We start from the raw sequence: 11,965 nt of genomic DNA on the forward strand, positions 1-11,965 counted from the left end.
CGGCTTCACTCTTTGGAGGTGTGCATGGCGTTGATCGGGCGTTTCATTGAACAGATCCTGCCGATCGGCAGCATCACGATTGTCCAGGCCGACGGCGGTCGGGAGACCTACGGTCCCGGCGGCGGCAAGCACGTTGCGGTGCGCCTCCACGATCGGCGAGCGGCGCTCGAGCTCTTCCGCAATCCGCGTCTCAAGCTCGGCGAGCTCTACATGGATGGCCGGGTCACGATCGAAGACGGCACCATCCTGGATCTCCTGGAGCTGATCGTCGGGGCAAAGCCTTGGGAGAAAGGCAAGCGCAAGGCGCTAGGCAAGGGCAAGGGGAGGTGGCTGAAGCGCTTCTTTCGGCGCAATGACCCCACCAAGTCTCGGCGAAACGTCGCGCACCATTATGATGTAGGGAACCAGCTATACGAGCTCTTCCTCGACCGCGACCTGCAATACAGCTGCGCCTATTTTACAGAGCCGTCCAATTCGCTCGAGCAGGCGCAGGAGGACAAGAAGGCGCACATCGCCGCCAAACTCTATCTGAAGCCAGGCCAGCGGGTTCTCGACATCGGCTGTGGTTGGGGCGGGATGGCGCTTTACCTGAACCGCGTCGCCGACGTGGACGTCCTCGGAATTACCTTGTCCGAAGAGCAATTGAAGGTCGCGCGCCGCCGGGCCGAGGAAGCGGGTGTAGCCGACCGCGTGCGCTTCCAGCTGATCGACTATCGTCATCTCCACGGCCCCTTTGATCGCATCGTCTCGGTCGGCATGTTCGAGCATGTCGGCGCGGCCCACTACGAGGAATTCTACGCCAAGTGCCGCGAGTTGCTGACCGATGACGGAGTGATGCTGCTCCACACCATCGGCAAGCTCGGCGGCGCGGGACAGCCGGACCCGTTCACCGACAAATGGATTTTCCCCGGCTATCACTTGCCGAGCCTGTCGCAGATGTCGTCGGGGAGCGAAAAGGTCCGGCTTATCGCCAGCGATATCGAGACGCTTCGCCTCCACTACGCCTTGACTTTGCGGGAATGGCTGAAGCGTTTCACCGCGGAGCGTGCGGAGGTGATCAAGCTCTACGACGAGCGCTTCTTCCGGATGTGGGAATTCTATCTCGCCGGCGGGATCGTGATGTTCGAGAGCGGCGCGGCCTGCAACTACCAGGTGCAATACATCCGTGACCGCAACGCGCTACCGATCACGCGCGACTATATGGCCGAAGCCGAGCAACGGTATCGTAAGCTCGGAGCCGCGCCCGCGAAGGGCGCCAATCGCAAGAAGACGGTCGCTCCCGAGCCCGTCAAATAAAAGGGCCCGGCGAAAATCGCCGAGCCCCAAAAAATCTTCGATCTGGACAGTCCTTAGCTGTGATGCTCTGCGCGCATGCGCTCGTGCATCTGCTTGCGCTCATCCGGGGTGATCTGGCCGTCGCGATTGGCGTCGGCCATGTCGAAGTGGCGCAAGGCGGCCGCCTGCGCCTCTTGTAGAGTGATGCGCCCATCCTTGTTGGAGTCGGCCATCTCGAACATGTGACCCGAGAAGCCGCTCATCCCGTGCATGCCTCCGGGCTTATGCCCATCGCGACGGCCGCCGCCGTCACGATCGTGCGAAGCGATGCGCTGCTCGTGCTGTGCCTGACCGGCATCCCATTCCGCGCGGCTGACGGAGCCATCTCGATTGGAATCGAGCCGATCGAACATCCGGTCTCCGCGGTCGTCGCGGCGGTCCTTCGCCCGTTCTGACCATTTACCGCGAAATGCCTGAGCGGCGGCATCAGCCTCGGCCTTCGTCACCACGCCATCATGGTTCGCATCGACCTTAGCAAAATGCTCTGCCACTTTCGCCTGAACTTCTGCCCGGGTATGCACCTTGGCCGCCATCGGCTGGGCAGGTGCTTGTGGGGCCGCGCTCGGAGCAACTTGAGCTATCGCCGCCGCAGAGGCGAGCAACATCGCGCCACCAATCCAAAGCCTCTTCATTCGACTGCCTCCTCGCAGAAAGAGCCGCGTTCGATTAACAAGCTGAAGCTGTATCGATGTTGAATGCGCCGCTGCTGTCGTGGCAAGGGGCCGTCGCGATGGCCAAGGGGTATGCTGACAATGTCCAATCGAGCGACTGCGCAATGAGGTCGGCCGGTTGAACATGACTCCCATGACCGCTGCCCCTCCGCGGCCGCTAGGCCCGCGGCCCTGGTGGGAACGCCGCAGCTTCCTTGCGGCACTGATCCTGCTTTCCGTCGTGCCTTTGCTTTATCCGCCGATCCCACCGCTCGTGGACCTGTTCGGCCACTTGGGTCGCTACCGGGTGCAGCTGGACGTCGCGACCTCGCCTTGGCTGTCGCAATATTACGGGTTTCACTGGGCGCCGATTGGGAACCTGGGTGTCGATCTACTCGTCGAGGTGCTCGCGCCCCTGTTGGGGCTGGAGCTTTCCGTAAAGCTGATCGTCCTCGCGATCCCCCCTTTGACCGTGGCTGGATTCCTGTGGGTCGCGCGTGAGGTCCATAATCGGGTGCCGCCGACGGCATTCTTCGCCCTGCCGCTCGTCTACAGCCATCCGTTCCTGTTCGGGTTCGCCAATTTCTCGCTGTCCATGGCGCTTGCCTTTCTCGCCTTCGGTCTTTGGCTTCGGCTGGGAAGGCTGGGGAAGACCAAGCTTAGGGCATGGCTCTTCGTACCGATCTCGATCGTCATCTTCTTCACGCACACGTTCGGTTGGGGGACGCTCGGGCTGCTAGCATTCTCGGCTGAAGCGGTCCGTCAGCACGATCATGGCAAGGGCTGGCTCAAGTCCGGATTCAACGCGGCTCTGCACGCGTCGACGATGGCGCTGCCCTTGGTCTTCATGCTCGCCTGGCGCTCGGCGGCACCGGCGGGTGGCACCGAAGACTGGTTCAACTGGGATGCGAAGCTCGCTTGGATCAACAGCATCTTCCGCGATCGATGGAAGAGCTTCGAGTGGTGGTCGATGTTTGCCCTCGTTGCCGTCCTGTTCGAAGCACTTCGCAACCCTCGGCTGGGTTTTTCCCGCAACCTCGGCTTTTCTGCCTTGGTGCTGATTGCGGTCTATGTTCTGCTGCCGCGCATCATCTTCGCGTCGGCTTATGCAGACATGCGGCTTGCGCCGTTCTTGTTCGCCTTACCACTCCTCGCAATTCGATTCCGATCGGAGACGCATTACCGGACCGCGCAGGTCTTCGCCGTCCTCGGCCTGATGTTCTACGTGGTTCATATAGCGGCCGTGACTGTAAGCCTGGCGATGGCTTCCAATGACCAGCAAGCGAAGCTGAAGGCGCTCGATCACATCCCGATGGGTTCCCGGGTTGCTAGCCTGGTCGGCCAAGGTTGCCTGGATCGCTGGGCTATGCCCCGCAACAGCCACATCGGCGCGATGGTGATCGTCCGCCGACATGGCTTTTCGAACGACCAGTGGACGATTGCCGGCACCAACCTTCTTGAGCTTCGGTACACGAGGCCGGGGCCATTCGCGGTAGATCCATCGGAAATCGTTCGGCCGTTCAACTGCGCAAAGCCACGCCCCTGGGAAATCAGGAACAATCAGCTCCGCGGCGACTGGACGATACATCAGGCGCTGGAGCGCCTTCCCCGCGAGGACTTCGATTTCCTTTGGCTGATCGACGTGCCTCCGTACGATCCGCGCTACGTCAGAGGATTGGAGCTTGTCTGGACCGGCCCGCGGTCCGAGCTGTATCGGATTAGGCCGGCCGGCGCAGAACAGCGACCAGCGACACCCCAAAGGGAAGCGGCAGCCGCCCGATAAGTCCCGCCTCAAGCCCAAACACGCCTTTCAGAATCGAGTTCACTGGCCTGGGAGGCATTGCATCGTCTGCGCTCTCGCGCCCGGTGACCTTTCCGGCGGCGCGAACGGCTGCAATCAGCGGAAACAGGAGGCTATTGAAGGGCGACAGCAGGTCGACTTCGAATCCGCATTCGCGAGCGACATTTCGAAGCTCGTCCTTGCCGTAACGCCGATGGTGGTGGTGAGCGACGTCGTGCGCGCTCCACATCCACTTGTTCGCCGGAACGGTCACGAGAAGCTTCCCGCCTGGCTTCAGCCGTTCGCGGATGGCCACCAGGCCGCTGCGGTCATCGGGAACGTGCTCAAGTACGTCGAGCAGCGCGACCAAATCGAATTGGTCCGTCGGCCAGGCCGACAAATCGGGCAGTGCCGCGTCGGTCACGGCTCGACCCAGCCTCTTGGTTGCGAGTTCCCGCGCGGTCTTGTCCATCTCGGTCGCTTCGACGCGCCCAAATTTCGACAGCATCGCGAGGTTGTGACCGGTGCCGCATCCGATCTCGAGGATGCGGGCATTCTTTGGCGGCCGGACGATACGCTCGATGAGGTTCTGGAGAATGTCGCGGCGAGCAACGAACCACCAATGGTCCGAATCCAGCTCCGCCATTCTCTCGTAGACTTGTGCTTCCATCAATCGTCCCCGCCGATCCGCTCTCGAACGATGTACAGCGGCCGGTGCTTTGTCTCGACGAGAATGCGGCCCACGTATTCACCCAGGATTCCGAGCGAGAGAAGTTGGAGGCCTCCGAGGAACAAGATCGCGACCATCAGCGAGGCATAGCCCGGAACCTGGACGCCGAAGATCAAAGTGCGGATCGTCACGAAGATGGCGTAGAAAAGTGCGAGCATTGCGACGATCCCGCCGAGATAGCTCCAGATGCGGAGGGGCGCCGTTGAAGCTGATGTGATGCCGTCCAGCGCAAAGGTCCAAAGCTTCCAGTAATTGAACTTGGTCTGGCCGTGCTGCCTCTGTTCTCGGCGGTACGAGACGGACGCCTGGCGGAAGCCTGCCCAGGCGAAGAGTCCCTTCATGAACCGGGTCCGCTCGGGCATCGCCCGAATGACGTCGACGACCTTGCGATCGAGCAAGCGAAAATCGCCGGCATGCTCCGGGATCTTGTCGTCGCTCATCCAATTGTGAGCCCGGTAATAAAGATCCGCAGTAAGTCGCTTGGGCAGGCTATCCGTCTCGCGATCGTTGCGGACGCCGTAGACGATCTCAAATCCTTCGCGCCATTTGGCGATCATGTCGCCGAGCACTTCGGGCGGGTCCTGCAGATCGACGTCCATCGGGACAATTGCCTGGCCGAGCGCTTCGTCGAGCCCAGCCGATAACGCGGCTTCCTTCCCGAAATTTCGCGAGAAGGAGATTGCGCGAACGCGGTCATCGGCTTCGTGTGCGCGCTTGATGCGGTTGAGCGTGTCGTCGCTGCTTCCATCATCCACGAACAGGATTTCGAAGCTCTTCGCGGCAGGATCCGAGAGCGATCTTATGACGCTGCCAACGCGTTCAACGAAGGGGCCGATCGCCTCCTCTTCGTCCTTGACGGGCACGATGATTGAAAGAACGGGCGCTCTCATCCGTAAACCCATCGCCTGTGCAACGCGAAGGTGACCCATGGCGTGACGAAAATGAAGGGGATGATCGGCCACCACGTCGGCCCGCCGAGTTGTTTGACCAGCATCCACACGAAGAACTGGTTCAGCAGGAAACCGATGATGTTGACTAACAGGAAGCGGGTTGCGCGGATATGCTGCTGATCCCTCGACCCGTGGCCCCGAAAGCTGAAGGCTCCGTGGGCGAAATAGGATATTCCGGAGAAGACGAGGAAGACTAGGGTCAGCGAGATCATTGGGTCGACGCCGAGCAAATCGGTCACCGCCCAGTAGCTGATCGAGAAAAGCACTGTGATGACGAACCCTGCGAACCCATAGCGCGCCGCCTGCAGCAGCACGGCGCGATGCTCTTTATCGAGTGGTAGCAGTTCGGAGAGTGTCATGCGTGGCAGTCTGCTTGCTCTGTAGCCGCGCCCCGCTACAGCAGGAAACCCTTTAAAAAGAGGCAAGGCTTGGACCGCGTTTTCGATTTGCTCGACCGCTACTGGAAATGGGTTGTGGTCGGCACCTGGCTAGCCTTGTGCACCTACTTCGTGATGGATCGCTGGAACACGATCCAGTATTTCTCGCTACCTGATACCGATGACAATATGCGGATGAGCCAGGTTCGGGCCCTGCTGGCGGGGCAGGACTGGTTCGACCTTCGCCAGTATCGGCTGAATCCGCCCTTCGGCGCTAACATCCACTGGTCCCGGCTCGTGGACCTGCCGATCGCCGGGATCATCCTAGCGCTGCGTCCGCTGGTTGGCGGCGTCGATGCTGAGCGCACGGCTATCGCGATAGCACCGATGTTGCCGCTGCTGCTGCTCCTCGTTTCGGTCTCCCTGATTACGCGGAGGCTCATTGATCGTCGCGCCTATCCGCTCGCTTTCATCACCCTCTTCTATGCCGGGTCGGCCACCGGGATGTTCATGCCGGCACGGATCGACCACCATGGGTGGCAGCTAGCGCTGCTGGCGCTGTCGGTGGCTGGGGTCGCTGATCCTAAGAGAGCAAGAGGTGGGGCAGTAGCCGGCATTGCCTCGGCAATGTCACTGTGGATCGGCCTCGAAATGGTGATCTACATCGCGGTCATCGGCGCGGCGATGGGGCTCTTTTGGGTCTCTGATGCAAATGAACGGAAGCGGCTCTCGACCTATGCCGCTGCGATGGGCGGCGGGACGGCGATCGGGTTCATCGTCTTCGCTTCGTACGCCAATCGCGCGCCGGTCTGCGATGCGCTTTCCCCGGTATGGCTTTCGGATGCCTTGCTGGGCTCGGCGTTGCTTTTCGGCCTGACAATGTTCTCGCCGGCCGACTGGAAACGCCGCCTGGCCATGGCGGCAGCGGCGGGTATCGTGGTCGCGGCCTTCCATGCATTGATGTGGCCGCATTGCCTTTCGCGGCTCGAGGGCATTTCTCCCGAGGTGGAGCGGCTTTGGCTGAGCCATGTTCGCGAGGCGCGGCCTCTCTATCGCCATGGATGGCAGACCGCGGTCGCGGTCGCTGCAATTCCCGTGACCGGCATGATCGGCTGGTTTCTTCTCGCCTGGACGCGGCGGCAGGATCCGGATCTGTTGCGGCGGATCCTTGCGGTGGCCGCACCACTTACGGCCGCGACATTGCTCCTGCTGTGGCAGACCCGGACTGGCCCGGCAGCTCAGGTCCTTGGCCTGGCTGGAGCGATTGCATTGCTATGGGCCGCGGTGCCTTGGACGTGGAAATCAAAGAATTCAGCTGTTCGCGTTCTCGGAACATTTCTGCTTGTTGCGTTGGGTCTCGGCGCGGCGGCGCCCGCTGCGAGCTATTTCTACCCGGTGAGGAAGAAGAAGCCGGTGGAGCTGGCAGTCGACAAGGCCAACCGGCAGTGCGTTTCGCTTTGGGGCCTGAAACCCGTGGCGAAGCAGCCGAAGGGCATGGTCTTCACCTTCATCGATCTCGGCCCAAGAGTCATCACAGTGACCCATCACGATGCCGTAGCGGGTCCTTACCATCGCAACGGAGATCAGATCGCTGACGTCATGAATGCATTCAGGGGCGACGAGGCGCAGGCGCATCGGATCATGGCCAAGTACCGCTCCGACTATTTGCTGGTCTGCCCGAACATGGCCTCCGCGACGATCTTCACATCCGAGGCGCCCAATGGCTTCTACAGCCAGCTCTCGAAGGGCCGCGTCCCGACATGGCTGACGCCCGTCAGCCTTCCGAAGGATTCGCCATTCCGCATGTGGCGGGTGAACCGCTAGCGCTTCAGCGCTTTTACGGCCTCGAGCGTCTTGGCGACGTGCTGGCTCCAGTCGAGATCATCGTGGACCATGACGATCCGACCCCGGCGGTCGATGACGTAGGATGTCCGGGTCGTGAGCCCAGGATGCTCGGCCCAGGCCACGTCATAGGCCTTCTGCGTTTCGACAGTCGCGGTGGCCACGGGGAAAGCACTGCGGCAGGCCTCGACCGAGAAACGTTGCAGCGTCGGAAGGTCGTCCGCCGACATTCCGATGACCCGCGCTCCCGCTTTCCGGAATTCCTTCGCCGCTTCGCTGAACGCGTGAGCCTCCAGCGTGCAGCCTTTAGTGAATGCCTTAGGGAAGAAGTAGAGCACGACCGGGCCCTTGCGGAGCTGGTCCGCGAGGTGAAGCTTGAAGGCCTTGCCGCCGACGGCACCCGTGGTGGTGAAGTCGGGTGCCTTCGATCCATTTGGTAGAGCAGCTGCTGCGGGCGTTGCCACTGCTGCGGCTATCACGAAGGCCGTTAGCCACTTGCGCATGCGACTCTCCTCTATCGGGTGATGGAACCTAGCCAAGGAACGTTGCAGAAGCCAACATCGCTCCCGTTTGTAGCTAGAGGGGTCATCGGTGCGGCGCACGAACATCGTGATGATTGGCTTATTGTTGGCGGCCTGCGGCCAACGCGACGCGGCCGAGAGCAATTTAGTACCGGCGAACGAGGTCGAGCAGGTCAACCGGGTTGTCCCACCAATTGCGGAAAGCAATGTTGTGGCAGAAGCTGTCCCGCGGGACAGTGCAACACCATCGAGCGCAAGCCCCTGCAGGATCCAGAACGGCAAGGAGATAGGCCCGAATCGTCTGAAGGCGGTGGGCACGGAGCCCTTCTGGAGCGCCGACGTGGATGGCCGATGCGTCACCTACAGCACGCCGGAGAATCAGAAGGGCATCAGGATCTGGACTAAGTTCACGGGCACTCGAGAGACAGGCGAGTGGAGCGGATCGCTCGGCAAGGATCGCTTCATTCTGGCGACGAGGCCCGAAGCGGGGTGCTCCGATGGAATGTCCGACCGCACCTATCCGATCGCTGTAACGCTGAAGATCGGAGGCGATGAAAGGCGGGGCTGCGCAGGGCCGGAGTAGCTGGGTTAGTTGCGGCCGATAAGCTGAAGCGTCGCTTGGTCTGGTCGATCGTAAAATGCGTCTAGGGCGCGTGCGAAGAGCGGGTCGCCCGATACGCGCTCGAATAAAGTGAGGCTCGATCGAAACTTCATCGCGTCGACCTCGCCAAGGACCTCAACGGCGGATTTTCTGTCGGCCCAGGAAAGTATTGCCTCGACCGCCTTGCGATAGCGGTCTCCAAGGACCGGGTGGTCCAGGTAGGCGCGAGCCTCATGAATGGACCCTATTCCATAGACGGTTGCGGTTGGGCTTCGGCCCAGTCCGGCGAGCTGCGGGAAGATGAACCAGATCCAGTGGCTCTGTTTCCTTCCGGTCTGCAATTCCGTCAGCGCAATTTCGAACGTACCTTGCTGGGCATGGACGAAGCGTTGCAGCTGAAACGGATCCGGGCCCTCAATCACAAATGAGAGGTTAGGGAAGGTTAGCGCGGGATCAACGGTCCGACGCTAACCATCCCGTGAGAACGTAGAACAGGATCACCACCGGCCCGGTCAGCAGGAGCGCTGCGACCATTCCGAGGCGGATCAGAAGTGCATCGATGCCGGTCCAGTCGGCAAGGCCGGCGGCCACGCCCATCACCTTGCCTTGGGTCCTGTTGAGAACAAAACGACCGTTCACTTCGAATTCCTTGTGCTGAGGTTCGTTACGCAATCGGGAACGCGCTGGTCGCGGTGCTGACGAACAGCATGGCGGTGATGAAAGCGGCTGCGAAGGCAGTGGCGGTGTCGCGAGCAGAAGTCAGAGCAAACATTTCAGTCTCCCTTTTTGATGTGCGGCTCGACGTGAGCCCCACGCCGCTAACAATGCAGGGAGCGTGCCAATTCGAAATTATCTTTGTTTTTCAGTAGAAGAGAGTGGCTGCTTGGCTAGCAGTTGGCGCAATTCGCGCTGACTGTTGGGAGATTTTCCCAATTGGATTGGGCCAAGATTAGGCCATGAGGGAAAGCTCAGCCGCGAAGTGAGTTCGCCGGTGCCTTGTCCGAAGAGTCCTTGGCGGCGATGGTCCGCGGATCAGTCGCCCGGCACTCGGCTACGAGCGTCGGAAAATCGAACTCGTTGTTCGTCAAAAGCGCTTGCTGAGTGCCGGCGGAGCAGGCTTCATGGGACGAATAATGCGTCGGCATCGTCGCCACTGGCGTGCACTGTGCCGAGCCGTCGGAGCAGCCCAGGATCGCGATGACGTAATAGACTGGTTCCATTTGGAAAAACCCGCTCGAGAACTTGTCCGCAAAACAGCCGAATCCCACTCCAGTTCCACTTGTTTCGCATACGTCATTTGCCGCGGGCCATACGCACTCCTACCTAGGCCCGGATGGCATCGGCAGAGGGACAGCATCAGGAGAAAGCAAAGGGTGGTTTCCACACCCTCGTGCGCTTCCTCCCGATGCTTTGGCCTAAGGGTCAGACGGAGCTGAAGGCGAGGGTAATCGCCGCGGTGGTCCTCGTCCTTGCAGGCAAGGCAGCCGTGCTGGTCATGCCCTTTGCCTACAAGGCGGTTATCGACCGCATGTCGGGTCCCGCGGTGGCCGCCGGCGTCGTGACCGGATTGGTCGCTGCCTATGCGACTGCTCGCTTCGCGGGAGTCCTCGCCGACAATCTCCGCAACGCCTTGTTCGAGAAGGTCGGTCAGGGGGCCGCCCGGCGGCTATCGGGCCAGGTGTTCCGCCACATCCACGACCTCAGTCTGAGATTTCACCTGGAACGCCGGACCGGCTCGCTGACCAAGATCGTCGAGCGCGGGACAAAGAGCATCGACATGATGCTCTACTTCCTCCTCTTCAACATCGCCCCGACGATCATCGAGCTGGTCGCGATTTGCGCCATCTTCTTCGTCAAATTCGGCGGAGGGCTCGTCGCCGCTACCCTTGTGATGGTGGCGATCTACATAGCCTTCACGCGCAAGGTCACGGACTGGCGCGCACAGATCCAGCGCGACATGAACGAAGTCGACAACAAGGCGATCGGGCGCGCGGTCGATTCCCTGCTCAACTACGAGACCGTCAAATATTTCGGTGCGGAGGAGCGCGAGGCGAAGCGCTACGACGAGGCGATCGGCGCCTTCACGAACGCCGCCGTTCGAAACGAAACGTCGCTCGCGTGGCTCAACATCGGCCAGTCCTTCATCACCAATCTGATGATGGCCGGCGCCATGATCTTTACGGTCTGGGGTTGGAGCCGCGGCCAATTCACGCCTGGCGACGTAGTGCTCGTGAACTCGCTTCTGATGCAGCTTTTCCGGCCGCTGGACATGCTCGGCTGGGTTTATCGCTCGATCCGGCAGGGCCTGATCGACATGGAGGCGATGTTCGGATTGCTCGATACGCCCGCCGAGGTCGTCGATGCTGCGGACGCGCCTGCCCTTGAAGTGAAGCGCGGCAACGTTCGGTTCGAAGGCGTGCGCTTCGGGTACGAGCCGGGCCGCGAGATCCTGAAGGGCATCGATCTCGACATTCCCGCCGGGACGAGCCTCGCGGTCGTCGGGCCTTCGGGAGCGGGAAAGTCGACCCTCGCCCGTCTGATGTACCGCTTCTATGATCCGACCGCCGGGCGCATCCTCATCGACGGACAACCCATTGCCGAGGTCGCGCAGCGCTCGCTCCGTTCCGCGATCGGAATCGTCCCTCAGGACACGGTCCTGTTCAACGACACGATCGGCTACAACATTGCCTACGGTCGCGCCGAAGCGTCCGAGGACGAGATCGAAGGAGCGGCCAAAGGCGCCGCCATCCACGATTTCGTAAACTCGCTTCCGCAAGGCTATCAATCGATGGTCGGCGAGCGTGGTCTCAAGTTGTCCGGCGGCGAGAAGCAGCGCGTCGCAATCGCCCGAACTCTCCTCAAGAATCCCCCGATCCTCGTGCTGGACGAAGCGACCAGCGCGCTCGACAGTCGCACCGAGCAGGCGATTCAGGAGACGCTTGAGCGGATCGCCCGCAACCGCACGACCATCATCATCGCGCACCGTCTCTCGACCGTGGTCGGAGCCGATCGCATTGCCGTGCTGGAGGACGGGAATGTGGCGGAGCTCGGCACCCACGAGGAGCTGCTCGATCGCGGCGGCCTTTACGCCGATCTCTGGTATCGCCAGGCGGCCGAGCGCGTCCTCGAAGAAGCCGCGGAAGCCGCCGAGTAGTTTCGACAAGCTCGTCCCGCACGCT

At 61.4% G+C, this 11,965-nt stretch carries 13 protein-coding genes; 5 read left to right on the forward strand and 8 right to left on the reverse strand.

Annotation, left to right across the window (positions count from 1 at the left end; translation table 11 throughout):
• Positions 1-24: 24 nt before the first annotated feature.
• The gene (locus ACMC5O_RS12985) at positions 25-1,296 is read left to right on the forward strand and encodes a class I SAM-dependent methyltransferase (protein WP_426692977.1); all 1,272 of its coding nucleotides are present in this window, start codon (positions 25-27) and stop codon (positions 1,294-1,296) included.
• A gap of 53 nt (positions 1,297-1,349) precedes the next feature.
• Here ACMC5O_RS12985 and ACMC5O_RS12990 read toward each other — a convergent pair whose 3' ends face one another.
• Positions 1,350-1,967 carry an EF-hand domain-containing protein gene (locus ACMC5O_RS12990; RefSeq protein WP_187708435.1) on the reverse strand — a complete coding sequence of 206 codons (618 nt, stop codon included), beginning with the start codon at positions 1,965-1,967 and terminating at the stop codon, positions 1,350-1,352.
• A 172-nt stretch (positions 1,968-2,139) separates the two neighbouring features.
• On the opposite strand from ACMC5O_RS12990, the gene ACMC5O_RS12995 reads away from it, so the two are divergent.
• A complete protein-coding gene (locus ACMC5O_RS12995; protein WP_426692978.1) occupies positions 2,140-3,768 on the forward strand; it encodes a hypothetical protein in 1,629 nt (542 codons plus the stop codon).
• Here ACMC5O_RS12995 and ACMC5O_RS13000 read toward each other — a convergent pair.
• Genes ACMC5O_RS13000 through ACMC5O_RS13010 form a run of 3 tightly spaced genes read right to left on the reverse strand, consistent with a single transcriptional unit; the run spans position 3,704 to position 5,804 of the window.
• Positions 3,704-4,435, reverse strand: a complete 732-nt coding sequence (locus tag ACMC5O_RS13000; RefSeq protein WP_187708431.1) for a class I SAM-dependent methyltransferase — start codon at positions 4,433-4,435, stop codon at positions 3,704-3,706. The two genes, ACMC5O_RS12995 and ACMC5O_RS13000, sit on opposite strands and share 65 nt — an antisense overlap.
• The gene (locus ACMC5O_RS13005; RefSeq protein ID WP_187708430.1) at positions 4,435-5,385 is read right to left on the reverse strand and encodes a glycosyltransferase family 2 protein; all 951 of its coding nucleotides are present in this window, start codon (positions 5,383-5,385) and stop codon (positions 4,435-4,437) included. The genes ACMC5O_RS13000 and ACMC5O_RS13005 overlap by 1 nt, the downstream gene beginning before the upstream one ends.
• A complete protein-coding gene (locus ACMC5O_RS13010) occupies positions 5,382-5,804 on the reverse strand; it encodes a GtrA family protein (RefSeq protein ID WP_426692979.1) in 423 nt (140 codons plus the stop codon). Before ACMC5O_RS13010 ends, ACMC5O_RS13005 begins: the two co-directional genes overlap by 4 nt.
• A gap of 69 nt (positions 5,805-5,873) precedes the next feature.
• Here ACMC5O_RS13010 and ACMC5O_RS13015 point away from each other — a divergent pair, with 69 nt between their 5' ends.
• Entirely contained in the window at positions 5,874-7,646 is a 1,773-nt protein-coding gene (locus tag ACMC5O_RS13015) for an AcrB/AcrD/AcrF family protein (protein WP_187708428.1), read from the forward strand.
• Here the strand turns inward: ACMC5O_RS13015 and ACMC5O_RS13020 are convergent.
• Positions 7,643-8,167: a peroxiredoxin gene (locus ACMC5O_RS13020; RefSeq protein WP_187708427.1), complete on the reverse strand. Its 525-nt coding sequence runs from the start codon at positions 8,165-8,167 to the stop codon at positions 7,643-7,645. The genes ACMC5O_RS13015 and ACMC5O_RS13020 overlap by 4 nt on opposite strands.
• 88 nt (positions 8,168-8,255) lie before the next feature.
• Here ACMC5O_RS13020 and ACMC5O_RS13025 point away from each other — a divergent pair, with 88 nt between their 5' ends.
• The gene (locus tag ACMC5O_RS13025; protein ID WP_187708426.1) at positions 8,256-8,768 is read left to right on the forward strand and encodes a COG3650 family protein; all 513 of its coding nucleotides are present in this window, start codon (positions 8,256-8,258) and stop codon (positions 8,766-8,768) included.
• A 5-nt stretch (positions 8,769-8,773) separates the two neighbouring features.
• Here the strand turns inward: ACMC5O_RS13025 and ACMC5O_RS13030 are convergent, their stop codons facing one another.
• From ACMC5O_RS13030 to ACMC5O_RS13040, 3 genes are all read right to left on the reverse strand, one after another.
• Entirely contained in the window at positions 8,774-9,208 is a 435-nt protein-coding gene (locus ACMC5O_RS13030) for a DUF1810 domain-containing protein (RefSeq protein ID WP_187708425.1), read from the reverse strand.
• Between the two features lie 31 nt (positions 9,209-9,239).
• Positions 9,240-9,425, reverse strand: a complete 186-nt coding sequence (locus tag ACMC5O_RS13035) for a PspC domain-containing protein (protein WP_187708424.1) — start codon at positions 9,423-9,425, stop codon at positions 9,240-9,242.
• Between the two features lie 329 nt (positions 9,426-9,754).
• Positions 9,755-10,006, reverse strand: coding sequence for a hypothetical protein (locus tag ACMC5O_RS13040; RefSeq protein WP_187708423.1), 252 nt, complete (start codon positions 10,004-10,006; stop codon positions 9,755-9,757).
• Between the two features lie 113 nt (positions 10,007-10,119).
• On the opposite strand from ACMC5O_RS13040, the gene ACMC5O_RS13045 reads away from it, so the two are divergent.
• Positions 10,120-11,940, forward strand: a complete 1,821-nt coding sequence (locus tag ACMC5O_RS13045; protein ID WP_426692980.1) for an ABCB family ABC transporter ATP-binding protein/permease — start codon at positions 10,120-10,122, stop codon at positions 11,938-11,940.
• The last annotated feature ends 25 nt before the right edge of the window (positions 11,941-11,965 follow it).

Origin of the sequence: Sphingomonas sediminicola (assembly GCF_049991885.1) — a bacterium.
Taxonomy (GTDB): Bacteria; Pseudomonadota; Alphaproteobacteria; order Sphingomonadales; family Sphingomonadaceae; genus Sphingomicrobium; species Sphingomicrobium sediminicola.